Annotated in this window: 12 protein-coding genes; all 12 read left to right on the forward strand. The window is 46.2% G+C overall.

Annotated features, from left to right (window positions below):
* Positions 1 to 37 precede the first annotated feature (37 nt).
* The 12 genes from HGH91_RS00695 (at position 38) to HGH91_RS00750 (ending at position 25808) form a co-directional block, all read left to right on the forward strand.
* Entirely contained in the window at positions 38 to 1207 is a 1170-nt protein-coding gene (locus HGH91_RS00695; RefSeq protein ID WP_168736550.1) for a DUF5000 domain-containing lipoprotein, read from the forward strand.
* 28 nt (positions 1208 to 1235) lie between these two features.
* Positions 1236 to 2444, forward strand: a complete 1209-nt coding sequence (locus tag HGH91_RS00700; protein WP_168736551.1) for a DUF4998 domain-containing protein — start codon at positions 1236 to 1238, stop codon at positions 2442 to 2444.
* Positions 2445 to 2873: 429 nt separating this feature from the next.
* Positions 2874 to 5759 (forward strand): glycoside hydrolase family 38 C-terminal domain-containing protein, encoded by a 2886-nt coding sequence (locus HGH91_RS00705; protein ID WP_168736552.1) that lies wholly within the window; start codon positions 2874 to 2876, stop codon positions 5757 to 5759.
* 360 nt (positions 5760 to 6119) lie between these two features.
* Positions 6120 to 8072 (forward strand): family 43 glycosylhydrolase, encoded by a 1953-nt coding sequence (locus HGH91_RS00710; RefSeq protein ID WP_168736553.1) that lies wholly within the window; start codon positions 6120 to 6122, stop codon positions 8070 to 8072.
* A gap of 113 nt (positions 8073 to 8185) precedes the next feature.
* Complete coding sequence (locus HGH91_RS00715; protein ID WP_168736554.1) at positions 8186 to 10576, forward strand: beta-L-arabinofuranosidase domain-containing protein; 2391 nt, start codon at positions 8186 to 8188, stop codon at positions 10574 to 10576.
* A 68-nt stretch (positions 10577 to 10644) separates the two neighbouring features.
* Positions 10645 to 12564, forward strand: coding sequence for an alpha/beta hydrolase-fold protein (locus HGH91_RS00720; RefSeq protein ID WP_168736555.1), 1920 nt, complete (start codon positions 10645 to 10647; stop codon positions 12562 to 12564).
* A gap of 369 nt (positions 12565 to 12933) precedes the next feature.
* The gene (locus tag HGH91_RS00725; RefSeq protein ID WP_211092151.1) at positions 12934 to 16071 is read left to right on the forward strand and encodes a SusC/RagA family TonB-linked outer membrane protein; all 3138 of its coding nucleotides are present in this window, start codon (positions 12934 to 12936) and stop codon (positions 16069 to 16071) included.
* Between the two features lie 11 nt (positions 16072 to 16082).
* A complete protein-coding gene (locus HGH91_RS00730; protein ID WP_168736556.1) occupies positions 16083 to 17960 on the forward strand; it encodes a RagB/SusD family nutrient uptake outer membrane protein in 1878 nt (625 codons plus the stop codon).
* 316 nt (positions 17961 to 18276) lie between these two features.
* A complete protein-coding gene (locus tag HGH91_RS00735) occupies positions 18277 to 20826 on the forward strand; it encodes a SusC/RagA family TonB-linked outer membrane protein (RefSeq protein ID WP_410493790.1) in 2550 nt (849 codons plus the stop codon).
* A gap of 33 nt (positions 20827 to 20859) precedes the next feature.
* Complete coding sequence (locus HGH91_RS00740; protein WP_168736558.1) at positions 20860 to 22629, forward strand: RagB/SusD family nutrient uptake outer membrane protein; 1770 nt, start codon at positions 20860 to 20862, stop codon at positions 22627 to 22629.
* 52 nt (positions 22630 to 22681) lie between these two features.
* A complete protein-coding gene (locus HGH91_RS00745; RefSeq protein ID WP_168736559.1) occupies positions 22682 to 23632 on the forward strand; it encodes a DUF5627 domain-containing protein in 951 nt (316 codons plus the stop codon).
* A 28-nt stretch (positions 23633 to 23660) separates the two neighbouring features.
* On the forward strand, positions 23661 to 25808 hold the full coding sequence (locus HGH91_RS00750) for an endo-1,4-beta-xylanase (RefSeq protein ID WP_168736560.1): 2148 nt from the start codon (positions 23661 to 23663) through the stop codon (positions 25806 to 25808).
* Positions 25809 to 25831: the final 23 nt, after the last annotated feature.

Raw genomic sequence — 25831 nt, forward strand, 5'->3', positions numbered from 1 at the left:
CCTGTTAAAATATTTATACCTGCGTAAAAGCACTGATATGAACAAACGAATTTATCTCAATAGCATTTTAATTTCCCTGTTGGCTTTCTGTTCCTGCAAAAGAGAGGAGCCCAGGCCAGTTAAACAAGACAGCACTCCCCCGGGAGCAGTGACCAATGTAGCCGTCACTAATCTCAATGGCGCCGCGAGAATAAGCTTTGCGCTACCGGGAGATTCAGATCTGTTGTATGTAAAAGCCCTGTATCAAACCACGAAGGGGGTAAAAAGTGAAACAAGGGTAAGTCGTTACAACAACAACCTGACAGTGGAAGGATTTGGGGATACCAGTACCTACAAGGTATCGTTGTACGTGGTAGATAAAAGTGAAAATGTTTCCCCTGCCGTGGAAGTAACGGTACATCCGCTGGAGCCAGTGATCTGGATAGTGAGAAGATCATTATCAGTAGCCCCTGATTTTGGTGGGGTAAACGTAAAATTTACTAATACGGGAGAAAATGACCTGGCGCTGGTAGTGCTGGCTAATGATTCCCTGGGGCAGTTTTCCGCGGTAACGACACAGTATACTAACCTGAAAGAAGGAAGTTTCTCTACCCGGAATATGAAAGATGTACAAACACAGTTCGGCGTATATGTAAGGGACCGGTGGGGGAATATTTCTGATACCCTACTGGTGAAACTGACGCCATTGTTTGAAGAGCTGCTGGACCGGAGTAAAATGAAAGAAGTAGTATTGCCCGGTGATGCACCGCTGGGCTATGGCGGGAATGTAGCAGGCCTTTTTGACGGTAGTACCACCAGTGGTTATTATCACTCTAGCGATGCCGCCAGTATGCCCCAATGGTTTACCTACGATATGGGCGTAACCGCCAAATTAAGCCGGCTGGTATGGTTCATGAGACCGGGTTTCTATTACTCCCTGCATAATCCCCGGGTGGTAGAAATCTGGGGATCAAATAAACCCAACCCCAACGGGAGTTTTGACGATAGCTGGACATTGTTGACCACCACTACCCAGGTGAAGCCATCCGGTTTACCTGAGGGGCAGCTTTCGCAAGCGGATATAGATGCCGCATTAGCCGGCTGGACAGTCACCTTCCCGTTGAATACGCCCAAAGTGCGCTATATCCGGTTTAAAACGCTGAAGAACTGGTCTAACGGTACTTATGTCAACTTCTATGAAATCATGACCTGGGGAGATACAAAATAAATCATCTGTCAACCAAGAAATAAACAATATGAAAGATATCAGGCTTTTCACTTTTTTATGGATACTCATCATCACTGGTTTTATCGTATCCTGCACTAAAACCAGGGGAGATGCTTACAGAAGGTACATGGAAGGCGGCGAAATCACCTATCCTGGAAGAGCTGATACGGTATTGGCCCGCTCAGGCCTCAACCGCATCCAGCTGTCTGTTATTTTAGGAAGCGATCCATTGGTAACCCGGTTAAAGGTGTTCTGGAATAATAACACCGACTCCCTGGAGCTCCCCGTGAAGCGGACTACCGGAGTAGATACCGTTACCGTACTTGTAGCTGGCCTGAACGAAGGCGATTATAATTTTACCATTTATACCTATGATAAGGAGAATCACCGCTCGGTAATGGTAAATGCTTTCGGAACAGCCAAAGGCCAAAACTACGTTGGTGCCCTCATTAACCGTACTTTGCAATCTGTGTTGCAATCTGCCGACGGCAACCAGGTGATATTGAACTGGGGCGCACCGGCTGCGGGCGAACAAGGCATTGATGTGAACTATACTGCCGCCGATGGAACAGCGCGTACAATAACAGTACCTGCTACTGAAACCCGCACTGTGTTGCCGGATTATAAAGCGCTTTCATCACTGACCTACAATTCAAAATATAAGCCCGACTCCACAGCATTTGAATACTTCTATCCGAAAGCAGGCACGGTTACATTACCCGCGTTTGAAAGAGAGCTGCCCAAAGCCGGCTTTAGTGTACTTGAACTACCTACTGATGTAAAGGACGGCGGCTATGGCTGGCTGATCAACTACCTCTGGGATGAAAATTACAACCCGCCTGGTTTTGCCACCCAATCCATCATCCCTTGCTGGTTTACGATTGATTGTGGTAAGGCAGCGAGGCTAAGTCGCTTTAAAGTATGGCAGGCCAACGACCGGCTATATAAAAAGGAGAGCGTAAAGACTTTTGAATTATATGGCAGTAATAGTCCCGCAGCAGATGGCAGTTGGGGCAGCTGGACGAAAATCGGCTCTTACGCATCGATCAAACCATCTGGTCTGCCTGTCGGACAAAATTCGGATAACGATGTCACCTACGCGGAAGCAGGAGAAGTATTTGGCGTACCGGCTGATATTGCGCCATTCAGGTATTACCGGTTTAAGTTGCTGACCAACTGGGGCAATAGTGGGTTTATGACCATGGAAGAATTTACATTTTATACACACGATAAGTAAAGACAGACGAAAAGATATTTGTGTGCACTATTGTGAAATTACCTGAACAGTTTTTGTGGGCAAACAGAAAAGAAAGGGTTTCAGATATATTTATATGTATGAACATAGTTTTGATCAAAAAAATCATACTAAAGTCTACAATTGACCTTTCTAAAAACTCTTTTATTTCGATGTAATCCTTTATTAGTATGGTTTTTTATTATATGGCTTACCGGTATTAGGAATCTTTTATTGTCGTCGCCAGCCAAGGAAAAAAGTTGCTTTTTTGTTTAAATAGTCATATGTTTGAACATATTTACACTTGTTTTCCGCACTGAGATATACTGAACAAGTGGATTTGCTTAACATATTAGATATATGATCAACAAAAAAAATCTTCCCCTTATTTCATGCTTGCTTTTTCTTGGCTGGTCAGGCAATGCTTCTTTAATGGCACAAGGTAAGCAGAAGGCTCCTGCTGGGATGCTGGGTGCGGGGCAGAAATTTCCTGAAGCGATAGATTATAAAGTACAGTCATTTTATCGCCACCGTCCGGATGGAAAACCAGGGAGAGAAGTGATGCTGTACTTCAAAGGTGTTGCATTCACTGGAAAAGGAATGGTTGATATAGTATGGGAAGGGCAGAAAGAAGTGGTACCGGTTACTGCAAACAACGGGATCGACAGCCTGGCTGTTTTACTGCCTGATGGCGCCGGTGTAAAATCAGCGGGTGAAGCAACGCTGACTTTCCGCAGTGGAAAAAAAGAATTAACGAAAGTGATCCGGGTACCGGCGCTTCGCCAGTGGACAGCATATATTTATCCGCATTCGCACGTGGATATCGGCTATACAAACACGCAGGAAAATGTGCAGGTTATCCACACCAGGAATCTTATTAATGGGATTGAATTGGCAAAAAAAACGGCCAATTATCCTGAAGGTGCCCGGTATTCCTGGAACTCAGAAGTATTATGGCCAGTAGAAAGATATTTAAAAACGGCAAGTCCCCAGCAAAGACAGTATATTATAGACGCTGTAAAAAGGGGATATCTAAATTTGGACGCCAGTTACGTAAACACAAACACCAGTGCTGCTGCTGATGAGGAGCTTTTTGAATTCATTGGTCACGGCAAAGATCTTGAGGATTTAACCGGAACGAAAATTAAGACCTATGTTCAGGTGGATGTTCCCGGAATGTCCTGGGGAATAGTTCCGGTAGCTGCCAAACTCGGCATTAAGTATGTTTTAGCGTTCAACAATGGTTCCGACAGAGTAGGCCGTTCCACAGAGCTGAGTTTTAAGCCATTTTGGTGGAAGGGGCCTGATGGTAAATCAAAAGTTCTTTTCCTGCAACCCGGTAGCTATACCCCCGGAGAAAGAGCAAAAGGTCATGATTATTGGCCAAAAATGCTGGGCCAAACGGATACTTCCAAATTATTGCAAATTGTGAAAACGGATCATCCCCGCCAGCAGTTTGTTGACAAGTATCTTGCTGAAAAATTACCGGAACTGGAAAAATCCGGGTATTATCCTTATGACATATTCGCGATGTCATGGGCGATGGCGGATAATACTCCCGTTGATGCAGATTTACCTGATGCCGTTAAAAGCTGGAATGAGGATTATGCCTTTCCACACCTTGTTATTTCGGGTGGAACGGAAATTATGCAGGCATTTGAAAAAAAATACGGAGATCAATTGCCGGTATTATCTGGTGATTTTACTGAATACTGGACAGATGGTCTTGGCTCGGCAGCTAAGCAAACCAGCATGAACCGTGCTACGAAAGAGAAATTGATACAAGATGAAACGCTCTGGACAATGCTGCATCCGGGAAAACCAGCACCGCGCTCAGAAATAAAGGAGGCCTGGAGAAATGTAAGCATGGGTACCGAGCATACCTGGTGTTATTTCGACCCTTCCAAACAACCTATTACCAACGATATATTACAGGTTAAGTTTGGTTATTTCCAGCATGGGGCAGATATAAGTGATTCCTTAAGAGCCCTGGCACTGTCTTCTGTTACTCAAAACGGTCAATCAACGGTAGCCGTTTTCAATACCCTTTCGTGGGAACGCTCAGGACTAGTGAGTCTTTCCAAAGAACAAAGCGAAAAATTCAGCAGTATTAGTGATAACAAAGGTAAACCTGTGTTATCGCAGCGCCTTTCAACAGGAGAATTGGTGTTTATTGCGAAGGATATCCCTGCGTTAGGTCAGCGCAATTATTTCCTCAGAAAAGAGAAGCACAACAACTCCCGGATATTAGTACATGACAATATCCTGGATAATGGTTTGGTTCGGGTGGTGATTAACCCGCAAACGGGCGATATCTCCAGCTTAACAAGTGGCGCAAAAGAATTTGCCGATAGCGCGTCCCCTGCAAAGTTAAATAGCTATAGGTATCTGCATGGAGATGACAGCCCGGAGAAGGCCAGCGGAACTTCAGATGTTAAGATCTCCGTTAAAGAGAACGGTCCACTGATGGCTACTATTATGGTGGAATCATCTGCGGAAGGATGCAATAGTTTAATCCGGGAAATCACTGTTATTGCAGGGCAGCCATATGTTGACATAAAGAATATTGTTGACAAACAACCAGTCCTTAAGAAGGAGGGTATTCACTTTGGATTTGCATTTAAGGTCAACAGTCCTACCACCCATATGGATATTCCATGGGGAATTGTAAAAATAGACGATGATCAGCTCACAGGGGCAAACCGTAACTGGATAGGATTTCAGAGATGGGTCGACGTTTCAGGTCCGGATATGGGAGTTACCTGGTGTTCGCTGGATGCACCGGTTTTTGAAGTGGGCAATATGACGGCAAATATTATAGGGGGCGCCACCAACTCAGAAAAATGGATTAAGAGAATAGATCCAAGCGCCACTATTTATTCCTGGGCGCTGAATAATCATTGGCATACGAATTTTCCATTGAGCCAGGAAGGAAAAATCGCCTTCCGTTACCGTCTCCTGCCTCACAATACCGGTTATGATGCAGGACTGTCTAATCGCTTCGGACTTGAACAGCTGCAGCCGCTGATGGTTAGTCCGGTGAAAGATAATAAAGAAACTGTACCGCTCCTTTCCCTCCAGGGAGATAAAAAAGTAGTGATATCTATTCTTAAAACTGACAATACCGGTAATGTTGTTCAAATAAGACTTCGTTCGGTATCTGACAAGAATGAAAGTGTAAAATTGAATTGGTTGAGCCGCAAACCTGCGTCTGTAACATTATTGAGTGATAACCCAGCAATGGATAACAAACAGCCGGAGGAAATACTGGTGCCTGCTATGGGATTTGTAACCGTGGAGGCGAAATTTGACAGGTAGTCCGGGCATAAAACTCCGCCGGTATTTAACCAGCGGAGTTTTTATTCTCCGGTAGAACATTTTTACTCAGAAAAACAGGGGCTGGCGTTATTTGCCAGCCCCTGTTTTTTAATCTGATGTTCCTGGATATATAATGCTACATCAGCAGCTGATCAAACTGCGTTGCCCGGATGGATTTTCCCGGGTGAGCGCTTATCTACACCACTCAAAAAAGCTGGCGTACCTGTCCAATAAAACATTTTTACTCATCATTTCAACATTTGTGGCAGCCCGCTGGTGGGGTACAGGCTTATCTTGCCTTCGCAAAAATTCGCTCGCCAAATGTTATTTAGATCAATTGCTTTTGTCTTTATATGTTTAATGCTGACGATTCAAAATGGGCTTGCCCAGCAGAGTGCTTCTCCCCGGTTCTCTGATCCGCAGCCGGTACCGGAAGCAGATGCCGCACATTTTTACTCGGAGGAACATACCTATGTGAACCCGGTTTTGCCCGGCGACCATCCTGATCCTACCTTGTTGAAGGTAGGGGACGACTTTTATCACTGTGGTTCTTCTTTTCATTTTAATCCCTATCTCCCCATTTATCAATCTAAAGACCTGGTACACTGGAAAGTGATTAGCCGTGTGCTGTCGCCGGCAAATACCAATATAATAACAGACCGCCCCGGTGCCGGCGTATGGCAGGGCGCCATCACCTATTTTTATGGGTCCTGGTGGATTTATTTTTCTTCGCAGGGGCAATGGTTTTCGAAGGCATCATCACCGGCGGGGCCATGGTCTGCACCGGTGAGGGTAAAGGAAAATGCTCAAACGGGGCCGCTGGGCTATGATAACTCCATTTTTGTGGATGATGATGGTAAGCCTTATATGGTGATAAAAAATGGCCAGAAGGTGAACAGGCTCCAGGCACTCGGACAGGATGGCCAGCTCATGGACTCGGTGATCAACCTGGATTGGATGAACGCGAAACTCCAGTACAGCTGGGCAGAAGGTCCGGTAATGTGCAAGCGGAATGGCTACTATTATTATTTCCCCGCCGGTGATGTTTCGGGCGGCCAGTATGTTTTACGGACAAAGGAATTAACGGCCGATTCCTCCAAATGGGAACGGCTGGGCGATTTTTTCAAACCCATTACGGATGCCAATAATACCTTCCCGCGCCCTAACCATATTGCAGCGCCTGTACAACTGGCAGATGGCACCTGGTGGACCATAGGTCAGAGTTATGAAAAGCGCGGCAATGACGATTGGTCCGGTATGGGGCGGCAGACGTCACTTTACCGGGTAGTGTGGGAAGGAGACCGTCCCTGGGGAGAAGCGCCGGTCAGTGGGCCTATAGTAAAGCCTGCACTGGATAATAATAACACCCCCTGGCGCAGTGTACATACAGATCGTTTTGATACCGACAGCCTTGGCCCCTGGTGGCATTTTTTAACCAAACCCGCAGCTACCCGGTATTCGCTGACACAACGCAAGGGGTGGATCCGTTTATTACCGGATAGTGGACGAACACACCTGGTGCAAAAAGAAACGGATCATTATTATTCGGCCGTTACCCGCGTAAATGTTGACAGCGATATTCACGAAGCGCATGGTGGTATTTATCTTACAAATGGAAAACAAAGTGTGTTTGCCCGTCTTTATTATGCCTCCGGTGTTAACCCACGTGTTGTATTCCAATTAGATACTGCGTTGAGAGAACTGCCTTGTACCAAAGGGAAAGATATCTGGCTTAAACTGGAGAGGATTGAACATCAGTTAACCGGCTTCTTTAGTACCGATGGCAAAGCCTGGCAACAGATAGGCGCACCGGTGAGCGCAGTGCCCATCGATAAAGCGCAACCTGATTTTAATAGTTGGGTAGGTACCAGTATTGGGCTGTTCGCGGAAAGAGGTCCTGCTGACTTCCAGTTTTTTATTTGTAAAGACGGGTTCTCCCAATTACGTGCAGTAGGAAACAGTAATTATTACGGGATCAGCAAAGTAAAACGGGGGGAGAATGTAGGCGTGACTAATACTTCCGGGCATGGTGGCTGGTTGATGATATCGGGGGTGGATTTTGGTGTTGCCGGTGAAGCAAAGGCTGTTGAAATAACAGGCAACGCGATCAAAGGTGGTAAACTGGAGCTGTTGATCGATGACCTTAAAAACAGCCAGCCATTCGCAGTGGTACCTGTCAGGCCGGGCATGTATGAACATACCGGTGGGTCGCAACGGGTGTCAGGTCAACACGATCTTTTTATCCGGTTCCCCGAAGGATCTTCCGAAGATATCATTATACAAAGCATCCGATTGTTAAGAGCAGGGAAATAAAAAACCGCTGCTAATTTCTTTGTTGCATGATACTATTTATTATATTAATTGTTTGAAAGACAATTATTATTTTTAAAAATAATAGAAGTATTTATCTTTAAAAAGCAGTAAATATGAGAATTGCGCAAGGTTTGCTTGGAATGATGCTGTGCACCCTTTTGACGAATAGTAATCTCCACGCCCAGGACAGCCTGTACAACAATGCATTTCCGCTCTCAGATGTTAAATTACTGGAGGGCCCTTTCAAACATGCCCGGGATCTCAATATTCAAACCCTTTTGAAATATGATGCGGATAGATTGCTGGCTCCGTACCGCAAAGAAGCCGGGCTGCCTGCAAAAGCAAAAGGATATTCCAACTGGGACGGTTTAAGTGGTCATATCGGTGGCCACTATCTGTCGGCATTAGCCATTAATGTCGCCGCCACTCATAATGCAGCATGCCGTAGCAGGATGGAATACATGCTGAGTGAGCTAAAGTCCTGCATGGATGCCAATGCTGTTAATAACCCGGAATGGGGGATTGGATATGCAGGAGGAGTTCCCAATAGTAAAGTGATATGGTCATCATTAAAGAAGGGGGACTTTACCGCTTATCATGCTGCCTGGGTTCCCTGGTATAATGTGCATAAAATGTACGCTGGCCTGCGGGATGCCTGGTTGTACACCGGCAACCAGCAGGCTAAAACGCTATTCCTGCAGTTCTGCGATTGGGGAATAAATATTGTTGCCGCATTAACAGATAGCCAGGTACAATCTATGCTGGATACAGAGCATGGAGGAATGAACGAGATTTTCGCAGACGCTTATCAGATCACGGGCGACCATAAATACCTGGACGCCGCCAGGAAATTCTCACATAACATGTTGCTAAAACCTATGGCCGCGGGAACTGATAATCTCGACAACCAACACGCGAACACACAGGTGCCAAAAGCCATTGGATTTGAGAGAATAGGTGAACTGTCCCATGATCTGCAATACTTCAAAGCCGGCCGCTTTTTTTGGGAAACTGTTACCACCAGCCGCAGCGTGGCGTTTGGAGGAAACAGCAGAAGGGAGTTTTTTCCCGGCGCAACTGCCTGCATGGATTTTATCAATGATGTGGAGGGGCCGGAATCGTGTAACTCCAATAATATGTTAAAGCTAACAGAAGATCTTTTCAGGTCTGATCCGCAGGCAAAATATATGGACTATTACGAAAGAACACTCTATAATCATATATTGTCTACCCAACACCCTGTTCACGGGGGATATGTATATTTTACCCCGTTACGCCCACGCCATTACAAGGTATATTCCGCACCCAATGAGGCCATGTGGTGCTGTGTAGGCACCGGTATGGAAAACCATGGACAATACAACCGGTTGATCTATACGCATAGAAACGATTCGCTGTCGCTCAATCTCTTTATAGCATCGGAACTCAACTGGAAAGCAAAAGGTGTTACCATCAGGCAGGAGACACAATTCCCCTATACAGAGAAAACCAGGCTGATAGTAACCGGTGGTACTTCACGGTTTGTATTGATGGTACGTTACCCCGCCTGGGTAGAAGAAGGCGCATTGAAGATATGGGTGAATGGCCATCCGGTAAGCTATACCAGTGGCCCTTCTTCCTATATAGCCCTGCAAAGGACATGGAAAAAGAACGACGTGGTAGACATTCAGTTGCCTATGCATAACACTATTGAGCATCTGCCCAACGTACCAGCTTATATCGCCATCATGCATGGCCCTGTTTTGCTGGCAGCGAAAACAGGTACAGAACAGCTAACTGGTCTGGTTGCCAATGATAGCCGCTGGGGCCATATTGCCGCCGGAAAAAAATTACCAGTCGACAAGGCGCCGGTTATTGTTGAAGACAACCTGCTTGCTATGGCCAATGGCCTGATCCCGGTGAAAGACAAGCCCCTGTGCTTTACCTTCCCCGCATTGAAAATGATCAACCCGGCGAAGCTGGTGTTGGAGCCGTTCTATCAAATCCACGATGCCAGGTATATGATGTACTGGATGGTATTGAGTGGTACGCAATATCAAACTTATCTCGATTCACTGGCAGCTACAGAAAAGGACAGACTTGCTTTACAGCAGCGCACAGTCGATTTTGTTGCACCAGGAGAGCAGCAGCCCGAAGCCGATCACAGTATCCGGAGCGATCAATCCAGGACTGGATCTTCTGCAGACGAATTTTGGAGAGAGGCAGCCAACGGGGGATATTTTAGCTACAACCTGACTACTAACAAAGAAACCAGTATTGAATTAATGGTACGTTACCAGGGCGCGGAGCAGGGCGACAGGAAATTTGACATTTATGTTGACGGAGAAAAACTTGTTTCAGAAGATAATACGGCGCGTTGGAGACACCCTGGGTTCTTTAACGTAATCTATGCTGTTCCTGATTCAATGATAAAAGATAAAGATCATGTCCGCATAAAGTTTCAGTCATTACAGCAGGGCAGGACCAGCGCCATTTATTATATACGGCTGTTAAAAAAGGAATGACCAGAAAGCTGTTTGCCGGAACATCGGGTTAAAGAAATTTAATAAAAGTTAACAAAAAATCCCACGATATGAAAAAAGCATTATTTAACCTTTCCATTGCGCTGTTATTTACCATACCAGCTTTTACACAAAACGTTGTTGAACACGCTGCGCCCGGTTTTGATGCCCCGCGTGCGGCTATACCTCACGGCAGGATTGATACCATCAGCTATCACTCGGTAACGGTGGGCAATCCGCGAAAAGCATTGATTTATACTCCCCCCGGATTTTCCCGGCAACAAAAATACCCGGTACTCTACCTGCTGCATGGTATTGGCGGTGACGAAAAGGAATGGTTAAACGGCGGTTCGCCCCAGGTAATCCTGGATAACCTCTACGCTGAGGGGAAAATTAAGCCGATGATTGTAGTCATGCCTAACGGCAGGGCCATGAAAGACGACCGGGCCACCGGTAACATAATGGCGCCCGACAAGGTACAGGCGTTTGCCACTTTTGAAAAAGATTTGATAAACGATCTTATTCCGTATGTACAAAAGAATTACCCGGTTTACACCGACAAGGATCATCGGGCCATTGCCGGTTTGTCGATGGGAGGTGGGCAGTCACTGAATTTTGGTCTCGGCAACCTGGATAAGTTTGCATGGATAGGTGGTTTCTCCTCCGCCCCCAATACAAAGACACCAGACCAGCTGGTACCGGATCCTGTGGCTGCAAAACGGCAAATAAAGCTGCTCTGGATCTCCTGCGGCGCCAGCGACGGACTAATTACTTTCAGTAAACGTACACACGAATACCTGCAAAAGAACAGTGTTCCGCACATCTATTACATTGAACCCGGCGTACACGACTTTAAGGTGTGGAAGAATGGATTGTATATGTTCTCCCAGCTGATCTTTAAACCAGTAGATACTACCACCTTCTCCAAATACCTGGAGGAGGGTACCCCCGCGGAAACCAACGTACGCAATGCGAAGTATCCGCAGATATCGGCCGACCACCGCGTGATCTTCCGCGTTAAGGCACCGGAAGCGCAGAAGGTACAGGTAGACCTCGGTCGCAGGTATGATATGATGAAAGACACCGGCGGCTTATGGACCATAACAACAGATTCTTTAGGCGAAGGATTCCATTACTACTCACTGTTGATAGATGGTGTAGCAGTTGCAGATCCGGCCAGCGCAACTTTTTATGGCATGGGAAGAATGGCCAGTGGTATTGAAATACCCTTTACCGGCGACAACTATTATGCATTAAAAGAGGTACCGCATGGAGATATCCGCATCAGGAGATATTTTTCAAAGGTGACCGGTTCCTGGCGACAGTTATATATCTACGCCCCGCCAGGCTATGATACAAATACAAACGGAAAATACCCGGTGCTCTATATTTTACACGGTGGTGGGGAAGACGAAACCGGCTGGGCTACGCAGGGCAAAACCGATTTAATCATGGATAACCTGATTGCTTCAAAAAAAGCTGAGCCAATGCTGATCGTGATGCCAGACGCTAATGTGGGCGGGGCTGCTTTCGATGAATCCGGCTTGAAAACATTTGAGTCGGAGCTAAAGGACGTTATTATTCCCCTGGTAGAAAAAAATTTCCATGTCGAAACCAGTGCGGGAAAAAGGGCATTGGCTGGTTTATCCATGGGAGGCATCCATACGCTTTATACCGGCATTAAAAATACGGATCTATTTTCCTACCTGGGAGTATTCAGCTCAGGATGGATGCAACCCCGGCAGGGGAGTACTGCAGCAGCGCAGTATGATTTTATGAAAGCTAATGCCGCCAGCATTAACAACCATCTGAAAGTGCTGTGGATTTCAATGGGTGGAAAAGAAGATATTGCCTATAAGAACTGTCAGTTGATGCTGGCAAAATTAGATGAGCTGAATATCAGACATACTTACAGCGAATACCCGGGTGGCCATACCTGGCCGGTATGGAGAAATAACCTGTTCAATTTTGCACAACAGCTTTTTAAATAAATGCTGTACAGGTTATTTAGACATTATTGCTACCCTTTTGGAGATTTGTGCCCTTGATATATACATCCCTATTGTAGATTCGATGATTGTTTTTAGTTGTTGTGTCTTCTGACCGATCTTCAATTTTTACGTTATGAAAAAATTCTCTACTTAAACGCTAAATGATTACTTATGAAGTTTCAATGCGCCCGGGTTACCACGTCCCGCTTCAACCAATTTCAGTTTCATCCTTAACCAGGTAGTATCTGCATCTCTATAACGATGCTGTCTTTTATCGCATTGTGATTGTTCCTGCCGGCCTCCCGGCGTGATGGCTATTTACAGGCTGTCAGAACCCTTATTGCCCTAACATTAAATTTTTTGAATTCCATGTTTAAAATGATTCTTTCGCAGATGTCATGGAAATGGCTGGTTGTGATGGCGTTAATGCTGTCGGCTGCATCCGGCTATTCACCGTTACAGGCCCAGGACGCAGGTGTGGTCCGCGGAGTAGTGCTGGATGAAAAAAAGGCGCCCATCCCGGGTACAACAGTACTGGTAAAAGAAACAAAGGTCAGTACCAGTACCGATGCAGATGGTAGATTTCTCATTCGTGTTCCTTCCGGTAAACAGGTACTTGTTTTTAGTTATATCGGAAAAGTATCCCAGGAAGTAAATATTCAAAACCGATCGGATATATCGGTTACCATGAAAGGCAAGGTGGTTGGTTTGGAAGATGTGATAGTAGTGGGTTATGGCCGGCAGAAACAGGCAAGCGTGGTGGCTGCTGTTTCACAAACCACCGGCAAGGTACTGGAACGGGCGGGGGGCGTATCAAATATTGGCGCTGCACTCACCGGAAATGTACCTGGGTTGATTACTGCGCAAAGTACAGGCTTGCCTGGTGAGGAAGATCCCCAGCTGCTTATCCGTGGTCTTAGCACCTGGAATAACAGTAATCCCCTGATCCTGGTGGATGGGGTGGAGCGTCCTATGAGCAGTGTAGATATCGGTTCTGTAGAAACCGTAACCGTTTTAAAAGATGCTTCGGCAACAGCCGTATTTGGCTCACGCGGCGCTAACGGCGTTATCCTCATTACCACCAAAAGAGGAAAAGCAGGTAGGGCATCTATTCGCGCTACCGTAAATACCATTATGAAAGCGCCTTCTAAATTACCGGGCAAAGCAGATTCATATGATGCGCTTCGCACCGTTAACGAAGCTATCGAGTACGAGCTGGCATTAAAGCCTGAAAGCTGGAATAATTATTATCCTCAGGCTATTTTAGATAAATACCGGCATCCGGCTAACCAGGAAGAAGCCGAACGCTATCCAAATGTAGACTGGGCAAAAACCTTATTCAAGGATTATGCGATGTCGCAAAATGCCAACGTCAATATCAGCGGGGGAACTCATTTTGTTAAATATTTTACCAGCGTAGACTTTCTGCATGAAGCAGATCTTTTCAAAATTTATGATAATAAACGCGGATATAAACCGGGTTTCGGCTTTAACCGGCTAAATGCCCGGTCTAACCTGGATTTCCAATTAACGCCTTCCACACTTTTTAAGGTAAACCTTGCCGGGTCGTATGGTGTACGGAAAAGTCCATGGGGCTTTTCAGGCAACCAGTACGGATCCTGGATTGATGCTTATACCACTGCACCTGATGTATTTCTTCCGGTATATGCCGATGGTTCCTGGGGGTATTATGCACCTAATGAAGGACGGGCAGAAAATTCGGCCAGAAACCTGGCAGTAGGCGGTATCCAATATCAGACCACTACCCGTATCACCACCGACTTTACCGTTGAACAAAACCTGGATATGCTCCTTAAAGGACTAAAGTTTAATGGCACGCTTTCCATGGACAATACTTTCGTGGAAAGTAACAGGGGAGTCAATGATCTTTACAATGATGTACAACGCAAATGGATTGATCCTGCCACAGGAAATGTATTTTACAAAAGCGCGTTTGACGGCGTTACCAATTTCGATTTCCAGGAAGGCGTAAAATGGGCCCCGGCAGGAGGAGCGGTAACGGATAACCAGCGTAGGTTATTCTACCAGTTGCAGCTGAATTATGCCAAAACAATTGCGGATAAACACGCCGTAACCGCCATGGGACTGCTAAATCGCAATGTTACCGCTTACGGCAGCATGATACCCTCGTACCGGGAAGACTGGGTGTTTCGTACCACCTATACCTACAATGATAAGTATACGTTCGAGTATAATGGCGCTTATAACGGTTCCGAAAAATTTGCCCCCAAATACAGGTTTGCCTTCTTTTCTTCAGGTGGGGTGAACTGGATTGTATCCAATGAAAAGTTCATGAAGAATATCAGGTTCCTGGATCTGTTAAAGTTCCGTGCTTCATACGGACAAACGGGTTTTGATAACGTGGCGGGCCGCTTTTTATACCTCACTGACTGGGCATATGGCGGACAGGCACGACTGGGGACGACCGGTGAAGGCGCCGAGCAAAGTCCATATAACTGGTACCGCGAAGCTACTGTAGGTAATCCCAATGTGCAGTGGGAGCAGGCAGAGAAATTCAACGTGGGGACCGACTTTGAATTATTCAAAGGATTCATAAAAGGTAAGGCGGATTTCTTCCAGGATAGGCGCTCTAAAATATTACTGGCTAACCGGTCTTCCGTACCTTCTTATTATGGTACCACGCCACCGGTGGCTAACCTGGGCAGGGTAAATTCCCAGGGTTATGAACTGGAGCTGCACTTCAACTACCCCGCATCTAAACAAACCCGGGTCTGGGCCGATCTGAATATGACCCATACAAAAAATAAAGTCATCGAGGCTGATAACCCCGCATTGCTGCCGGCTTATCAAAAATCGGAAGGCATGCAAATTGGTCAGGCTTATTCCTACGTGAGTCAGGGATACTATAACACCTGGGATGAGCTGTATGGTAGTACAATACATAATACCAACGACAATCAGAAGTTACCGGGCAACTATTACCTCGTGGATTACAACGGCGATGGTGTGATTGATGCGCGGGATAATATCCCTTATGGACATAGTGGTTGGCCTACTAATACCTACAATGCCACTTTGGGCGTAGACTGGAGAGGACTCAGTGTTTTTGTACAATTCTATGCCGCTAACAACGTTACCCGCCAGGTGGTTTTTAATAGTTTGGGATCTCAGGGCCACACCGTTTATGATGAAGGTAGTTACTGGTCAAAGAACAACACCAATGCAAATGTGCCCATGCCCCGCTGGTTGTCAACACCCGCAGATTATTACCGGGGTACGCAATATATGTACGATGGTTCCTACCTGCGATTAAAGAACGCAGAAATTGCCTATACATTTAATACAGGATTTATAAAGCGTGTGGGACTTGAATCGCTGAGAGTATATCTCAACGGTAATAACCTGGCCGCCTGGAGCAAGATGCCGGATGACCGCGAATCAAACTTTGCCGGCACTGGTTGGGCATCGCAGGGGGCCTATCCTACTGTAAAGCGCTATAATCTCGGCGCCAATTTCAATTTCTAAACATGACCGTTATGAATAAATACATAAAGCTGTTATTGGCAACCTTTGGCATAACCGCCATTCATGGCCTGTCATCCTGTACAAAATTTCTCGACAGGGAACCACAATCTATTGTATCGGCAGATAATGCCTTTAAAACCTTCATTAGTTTTCAGGGGTATACCGAAGAACTCTATCATTGTATCCCGGATTTTACCAATGCTTACTGGACGAATTCCTGGAATTGGGGTGAAGATGAAATTCAATCCACCGCACGTGATTTTCATTTCATCATAAAAATAGATAATGGTGATTTCTGGGGCTGGCAATCACAATTCGATGGCTGGCAGGCAGGTTGGATGGACCGGAATAATACCAGCACCAACGACGACCGGATGGCAAAATCATTGTGGAAACTGGGCTGGTATGGCATTCGTAAAGCCAATATGGGCCTCGAAAACCTCAATAAGCTCACCGATGCCACCCAGGAAGAAAAAGACCTGATCAAAGGTCAGCTGTTGTTTTTCAGAGGATGGTTTCATTTTATGTTCATTCAGTATTTCGGCGGCCTGCCTTATATCGATAAAGTACTTCCGGGCGATCAGAAGCTAACATTGCCCCGGCTGAAGTATAGCGAATGCGCAGATAAAGCAGCTGCCGATTTCAGTGAAGCGGCAAAACTGCTGCCGGTGAACTGGGATAATACTACTGCCGGAAAAAGAACGCTGGGAAAAAATCAGTTACGCATTAATAAGATCATGGCACTGGGGTATCTCGGAAAAAATTACCTGTGGGCAGGAAGTCCGTTGATGAATTATGTATCTACCGGTAGCAAAACCTACAACACCACCTACTGCCAGAAAGCAGCGGAAGCCTTCGGTGAACTGTTGCAACGCTGCGAGTCAGGCGACGCACCTTATAGCCTCGTAGATTTTTCAAAATACTATACTAATTTCTATAGCGCCGGCCAAAACTGGCTAATGCCAGGAAGCACGGAAGCCATTTTTCGCGGCCCTTACTACGGCGCACATGGTTCTACCTATGGCACCGCAAAACAGTATGGCTCCGCTTTGCTGACAGGGGAAACCATCACTTTTGCGCCAACTGCTAACTATGTAGATTACTATGGCATGGCTAATGGGCTACCCATCAAAGATATTACGCAGGCAGATCCGGAATCGGGTTACGATCCGGCATACCCCTGGAAAGGAAGGGACCCCCGTTTTTATAATGATATCATTTTCGATGGTATGAAATGTGTGCAAGGCGCCACCACGGATGAAAAGAACCGCTACGCAAATCTCTACACCGGTGGTAGTTACCGCGATATTAGTAGCGCCAGCCGCACCGGTTATTTGCTCCACAAGTTTGTACCAATGACTGCCAATAGATTTGATAACGGCTGGAGTTACGATAAGGCACTTAATATCCACCTGCCTTACATGCGTCTGGCAGATGTGTACCTGATGTATGCCGAAGCAGCTGCAGAAGGTTATGGTACTCCTGCCGGCAAATCTGGTAATTATACCAAAACCGCATTAGACGCCATAAACGTAATCCGCGACCGGGCCGGCGCGGGACATGTGGCCGCACGCTATACCGGGGCACTGGATGAATTTATGAGCGAAGTCCGGCGCGAACGGGCGGTGGAACTCTCCTTTGAAGGTCATCGCTTTAATGATTTGAGAAGGTGGATGTTGCTGATACAGAGCCCGTATACCCTGAAAAAATCTGTTGAGTTTGACCGGTCGCCAGCATTCAGTACTACCGACCCTACGAATAATAAGGTACTCAACTTACGTGAAGCGGTAATCCTGGAACGCAAGTATTCCGAGAAACACTATTGGTTGCCGCTGAAAAATGCCGATGCCAATATGTACCTGGAGTTTAAACAGAACCCTGGTTGGTAAAACGTACAGTTCCTACTTGTATCGTTTACGCTAATTTCAAAAATTCATGAATCAGATGAAAGCATTAATAGCCGCTATAGCGCTGACAGGCCTCATGCCGGTAGTGCAGGCACAAGATACTACGGGCATTGCCATATCAAATGTTCCTGACAATAACACGGTGCAGGTGGCATTCCGCAAGCTAAACAAAAAAGACCTGTTGGGCGGTATCTCAGTAGTAGACGTGTCGCCACAAATGACACAAAACTATATGAACTACAGCCTTGAAAATATGGAGAGCTGGGCCAGTGGCTTTAATGGTAACAGTATGTGGGGAATGGGCAGCTACCTGCTTGTCATTGACGGTGTGCCCCGGGATGCTACCAACGTATTGCCCACTGAAATAGAACAAATCTCTTTTCTCAAAGGGGTAAATGCAGTGGCATTGTACGGTAGCCGGGCAGCCAAGGGCGTGGTCTATATTACTACCAAAAGAGGAAAAGCCGGTAACCAGCGGATTGATGTAAGGGCCAATGGTGGGATTAACGTTCCCAAAGCATATCCCGCATACCTGGGATCGGCAGAATATATGACGCTCTATAATGAGGCTCGCCGCAATGATGGACTCACAGAACTATATAGCCCTGAGACTATTTATCAGTATGCTTCCGGTAAAAATAAATACAGGTATCCCAACGTAGATTATTATTCAGATGAATACCTTAAAAAATTCTTCAGTCGCTATGATGTGACGGCAGAGATATCCGGTGGAAATAATAAGGCGCGTTATTATACGAATATCGGCTATCAGGCTTCCGGATCGTTGCTCAATTTTGGAGAGGCCCGGCAAAATGGAAAGTCTGATCGCCTCAACCTGCGTGGTAACGTAGACGTTAACCTGAGCGATTATATTTCCTGTAATGTAGATGCCGGTGCTATTTTTTATACCGGCAGGGGAGTAAATACGGATTACTGGGGAAGTGCTGCTACTTTACGCCCTTATCGTTTTGCGCCGCTTATTCCTTTAGACAGAATAGAAGGAGATGATGAAGCATCCAATGTACTCGTGAAAAACAGTAACCACATTATTGATGGGAAATATTTGCTGGGAGGTACACAACTGGATCAGACAAACCCTTTTGCTGCCATCTACGCCGGCGGTAACAACCGTTATGTAAGCCGGCAGTTCCTGTTTAATACTGGTGTGAATGCGGACTTGAAAAATTTGCTGAAAGGACTTACTTTCCGCGCTACGTTTGCAGTAGATTATAATACATCTTACAACCTGGCTTACAATAATAATTATGCTGTGTATGCACCCACCTGGAATACCTATTCTGGTAAGGACTTAATCAGTAGCCTTACACAATATGGGCAGGATGCTACTTCCGGTGTGCAGAATGTTAGCAATAGCTGGTATCGTCAGACTATTGCAGCTACTGGCCAGTTTAATTACCTGAATACCATCCGTGATAAGCATCATCTCTCTGCTGTTTTACTGGTGAATGGTTTCCAGCAATCAGAGTCGGCGGTATATCACCGCACCGGCAATGCTAACCTGGGTTTACAGCTGGGCTATAATTTTAAAAATACCTATTATGTAGATTTTAGCAGTGCCATGATTCATAGCGCGAAGTTGCCGGAAGGGAATAGAAATGCTTTTTCTCCAACAGTGTCGCTGGGTTGGCGAATTAGTAATGCACCTTTCCTGCGGGCAATATCGGCCATTGATGACCTGCGTTTAACTGCTTCTGCCGGAGTGTTGCATACCGACCTGGATATAGCCTCGTATTATTTGTACGAGGGTGTATATACCACACAGGGAAGCTGGTTTGGCTGGAAAGATGGTACGGGTGTGCAGGCTACAGAATCGCGCCGGGGTGCCAATCCTGGTATGCGTTTTCCCAAAAGGGAAGAAATCAGCATTGGCCTGGATGGTTCTTTCTTTCATCAGTTAATAAAATTGGAAGGTAATTTCTTTGTCAATAAAATTACCGGCAACATTATTCAACCAGATGTGCTTTACCCATCTTATTTCACCACCGGGTTCCCATCATCCTCTTTTATTCCCTACATCAATTATAACGATGATAAACGGGTGGGCGCCGATTTCAGTATTAGCTTCCACAACAAGTTGCGGGAGGTGAGTTATACGATAGGATTGGTAGGCAGCTACTATAAAACGACGGCTACGAAGCGTGCTGAGTTGTACGCTGACAACTATCAATATCGTCAGGGCAAGCCTTTGGACGCTATCTGGGGATTACAGAGTCAGGGATTTTTCCGGGATGCGGATGATATTAAAAATTCTCCGGCCCAGGCTTTTGGCCAGGTAAAACCAGGTGATATCAAGTATAAAGATCAAAATGGAGACGGCATTATTGATGCCCGCGATGAAGTATACCTGGGACGTGCCGGCTGGGCTGGTTCGCCGCTTACATTGGGACTTAACCTGAGTGCCAAATGGAGAAACTTCTCCTTTTTTGCGCTGGGTGTAGGACGTTTTGGTGCGTATGGTATGAAGAACAGTTCCTGGTTTTGGGTAGATGGAGAAGATAAATATTCTGCTGTGGTAAGAGACCGCTGGACGCCTGAAACAGCGCAAACTGCCAAATATCCCCGCCTGACTACGTTTGCGAGCGATAACAATTTCCGCAATTCAGATTTCTGGTTGTACAAGACCGACCGCATAGACCTGGCGAAAGTCCAGATCTCTTATGATATGAGCAGCTTGTTGGGCAGGAAAAAGGTATTGAAAGAAATGGGGGTATACGTCAGCGGTTTTAATTTACTAACGGTGTCGGCCGAACGCAAAACAATGGAAATGAATGTGGCTAGCGCTCCGCAAACACGCTTATATAACCTTGGTATAAAGGGATTGTTTTAATCTATTTCATTCGCATAACTAAGTTCCCGTTTTATGAAAAGAAATATTATCTTTTTGCTGGTCTGCCTTTCGCTATTGGCCGGTTGTAAAGATCTGATGGTGCCGGAAATTGAGAATAACCGGAACCTGAATTCAGGTAACTATCCTGCCAACGATGCCGCGCTGCCATTTGGCATATTGCTGAACGGCTATAACCGGATACCTACTAATTCCTGGTCATTTAATGATGTAGCCACAGACGATGCGGTGACGAATGACCAGAGTAATGGTTTCCTGAAAATGGCAAACGGACAGTGGACGGCAAATAACAACCCGTTGAGCCAATGGACCAACGCATATGCAGCCATTCAGTACCTTAACATCATATTACGTGATGTGGATACCGTACACTGGGTGTCGGACCCTGTGGTAAGTAAATTGTTTGCGATGCGGATAAAGGGAGAAGCCGCTGGTTTACGCGCTCTTTTCTATTATCACTTATTGCAGGCACACGCTGGAATGTCTGAAAGCGGTGCCGTGCTGGGGGTGCCGATTATCACGGAAGTACAGGGTTCCAATACTGATTTCAACAAGCCCCGGGCTACTTTTGAAGCTTGTATGAAGCAAATATACAGTGATCTGTCAACGGCAGATCAACTGCTTCCACTGGACTATGAAAATATTGTAAACGCCGCGCTCATTCCTGCGAAATATGGTGCTGTTAGCCTTGAACAGTATAACCGGGCCTTTGGCGCTGCTTTCCGTGGATTCCTTACCGGGCGTATTGCAAAGGCTATCCGGTCCAAAGCCGCATTGCTGGCCGCCAGCCCGGCCTTTAGCACCGGTAATACCACTACCTGGGCCGATGCCGCCGATTATGCCGGGGAAGTGCTTTCTCTCAAAGGAGGTGTAAGTGCATTGGCTTCCAATGGTCTCACCTGGTATGCTAATGCCGCTGAAATTGCCGGACTGGCCGATGGTGCCAACCCCACCGAGATACTTTGGCGGAATAATTACGGCGACAACCGCGACCTGGAGCAAGCCAATTATCCACCAGGATTGTTTGGTAACGGACGAATCAATCCCACCCAAAACCTGGTAGATGCTTTTCCTATGGCCAACGGAATGCCCATTGGCAGCGCGGGAAGCGGCTATGATGCCACCAATCCTTATACAGGCAGAGATCCCCGGTTACGCATGTTTATCCTGGTGAACGGCGGAACAGCCGGGCCGAATAATACGGTTATCAATACAGCTGCAGATGGTGGTACCAATGATGGACTTAACATAGTAGGAACATCTACCCGAACCGGGTACTATTTGCGCAAGCTGCTGCGCCAGGATGTGAACCTGAACCCTAATTCTACCAATAATCAACGGCATTACAAGCCTCATATCCGGTATACAGAAATTTTTCTCAACTACGCTGAGGCGGCGAATGAAGCCTGGGGACCACTAGGCGCCGGCAAATATGGAATTTCTGCTTATGACGTGATCAAAGCTATTCGCAAGAGAGCTGGTGTGGGCACTACTAACGGCGACGCCTACCTGGAAGAAGCAAAAGGCAATAAAGACCAGATGAGAGACCTGATCAGGAATGAGCGGAGAATAGAATTATGCTTTGAAGGATTTCGCTTCTGGGATCTGCGCCGCTGGAAGGTTAATCTTGGTGAAACGGCCAGAGGGGTGAGTATAAAAAATAATGTTCCTGCTGTTATGAATGTGGAAACCCGCCAGTTCCAGCCATTCATGGCCTATGGCCCTATCCCTTATGGAGAAATACTGAAGTTCGGCGCTTTGGAGCAAAACAAAGGCTGGCGGTAGTAAAAAACAGGTTTGGAGATCATTTTTAATTGATTTTTTGAAAACAGCAAAGATGAAAAAGTTTTTAATGCCCATGGTATTACTGCTACTTGCAGCATGTAACAAGAATGTAACGTTTCCGGATTATCCCTATCAAACGGTATATTTCGCCTATCAATATCCTGTACGTACCATTACTTTTGGAGAAGATATCTTCAGTACAGAGCTGGATAACCAGCGCAAATGCAAAATAATGGCTACAACGGGCGGTGTCTATTCCAGTAAAAAGACCCTGAATATCGGCATCGCAGTAGATAATACCCTCTTGGGAAGTGGTTTACTGTTTGGTGCCGGTAAAGATCAAATCCTGCCCATGCCCGCCAATTATTATTCACTGGCAGACAATAAGATTATCATCCCCCAGGGTAGCCTGGCAGGCGGCGTAGAAGTGCAACTGACCGACGCGTTTTTTAATGATCCCAAGGCTATCAAAAACACCTATGTGATTCCTTTGCGTATCACCGACAAGTCGGGCGCGGATTCCATTCTGAGCGGAAAGGATTTTATCCTCTATGCCATTAAATATGTGAATGAGTGGCATGGTAACTACCTGCGGAGAGGAAAAGATGTAGTGACAGGAAGTGTAAATCAAACCTTAGTGCGGCATGCGGAGTACGTGGAAAAAGATGAGGTGAATAAATTAAGCACCAGGTCTATGAAAGAGTTGGAATTTCCCGTAGTATATAAAGACAAAGATGGTAATAATATAAACTGCACATTGCTGCTCACCTTCCATGATGGTGAAAAATGTGCCATCTCTTCAGCTACGGCCAATATCAGCGCTACCGGAGAAGGCCAGTTTGTGAAAAGGGGAGAAAAGAACAGCTGGGGAAGCAAAGACAGGGATGCGCTTTATCTGCAATACCAGATCACGTTTCCCAACATGCAGGTATCCACATCAGACACATTGGTAATGAGAGACCGGTCTGTCACCATGGAAACATTTACCCCCGTGAGTAAATAATTTTTTACCCGACATTAAAGTAATTGGTATGAATCAACTTCATAAAATAGCTGCCGGTTTCCTTGCATTTGTTGTGATAACTTCCTGCAATAAATATCAGAAGCTGGAATTCAACGTAGATAAGCCGGAAAGCGTGGCTACCCAGGAGGAAATAGATGCCTACCCGGCACTTAAAAGCTATATTAACCGCGTTTCGCAGCCGGTATTCAGATGGGGAGTAGCGCTCGGTTTGCAGGAATACCTTGATAAAGGTGTGAAGTACCGGCTGGCCAACCGGAACTTCGATGAAATTGTTTTGGGCTATGAAATGAAACATGGCGCTGTGGTGCAGGCGGATGGAAGCCTGGACCTGGCAAAGGTAAAGTCGTTGTTGCAAACAGCAGGAGAAGCAGGTATGCAGGTATATGGCCATACCCTGATGTGGCATGCCAATCAGAATGCCAGTTACCTGAAAGGACTGATCTCGCCTTTGCTGGTAACGGCTCCGGCATATCCCAATGACCTGAATTCCGCCGGATTAAAGGACAATAGTTTTGCTAACTGGACAAAACTCAACGGCGGTAACAGTATTTCAGTGGTAGCCGGAACGGGTATGGGAACGGGCAATAATGCGGTGGAGCTAAATGCTAACGGCGGCGCCACGGATTTGCAACTCGTTAGTCCGGGAATAGCCATTAACAGGGCACATAAGTATGAGGTGGTAATGTATGTCCGGTCAAATGGGGTGGGAGAGGGAAGGATCTCTTTCGAAGGGCTGAATAATAATACACCATTGGTAGACTGGACAAAGTCCGGAACGCCTACAGCTACCTTCACTACCGGCATTTCATGGAAAGAAATCCGCTTTACTATCAACGATTTCGCTGCTGATAATATTAAGTTGCATTTTGATTTGAAAAATAAAGCGGGAGTATCGTATTATATCGATATCAATAATTTGTATGTATACGATACGCAAGGTGCACCGGTGATCAACAACCTGGTGGCGAATGGCAATTTTGAATCCGGTGGTGGCTGGGGTGGTTGGGGGGGTAACTCTTCCCGTGGTGTAACCGCCGATGGCATGGGCGTAGGAAATAAAGGCAAAGCCTTTTATGTTACGAATCCGGCTAAATCGGCTAATTACTGGGATGTACAAACCAGCTATGATTTTGCGGCACCCCTGGAAAATGGTGCCACGTACGAATTGAGTTTTTGGGTGAAGGGTACCGCACCGGGAATTATCCGCCCGGAATTGCAGAGCGCCAATTATTCGTCTAATGGGTTTGGGCAGGTGCAGGTGACTACAGACTGGCAGTTGGTAACGATTTCCACTACTGCCACTGCAAGTGACAGATCGCGGCTCGTTTACAGTTATGGTGAATTTGCGGGCACCGTTTATATCGATGATGTAGTATTGAAAAATGCCAAGGCAACGGGCGGAAGTACGACGGTGGTAGAAAAAACGGCCGCAGAAAAAAAATATATTCTCACGGAAGCACTGGATAAATGGATGAGTGGCATGGTAGGCGCTGGTAAATCCGTGGTGAAAGCCTGGGATGTGGTAAATGAACCGATGAATGATGGCAGCCCCTATGAGTTAAAAACAGGCGTGGGCAAAACGAACATGGCATCCGATGAATTTTACTGGCAGGATTACCTGGGTAAGGACTATGCAGTAACGGCCTTCAAAATGGCCCGTCAATACGGTAATGCCACGGATATTCATTTTATAAATGATTATAACCTCGAATTTAACCTGGATAAATGCCGTGGCCTGATTGCTTATGTCAATTATATTGAAAGCCAGGGCGCTAAAGTAGATGGTATTGGCACCCAGATGCATATTGACATTAATGCCAATAAAGATAACATCGCAGCGATGTTTAAACTGCTGGCGGCTACCGGGAAAATGATAAAGGTTTCCGAACTGGATATGGGCGTTGGGGTGAAAACCACCGCTGCTACGGCCGAACATTATAAAGCCCAGGCGGATATGTACAAGTATGTCATTGATAAATATTTTGAACTTATCCCTGCTAAACAACGCTATGGCATTACAATTTGGAGCCCTCTTGATAGCCCCGTTGGTTCCGGCTGGCGCCCGGGAGAACCTGTAGGACTATGGACGGAAGGTTATGTGCGCAAGCTGGCTTATTCCGCAGTCGCTAAGGCGCTTGAAGCCAATGCGAAATAACAGGTATAACGACAAAAAAACGG

Source organism: Chitinophaga eiseniae (assembly GCF_012641265.1).
GTDB classification, from domain to species: domain Bacteria; phylum Bacteroidota; class Bacteroidia; order Chitinophagales; family Chitinophagaceae; genus Chitinophaga; species Chitinophaga eiseniae_A.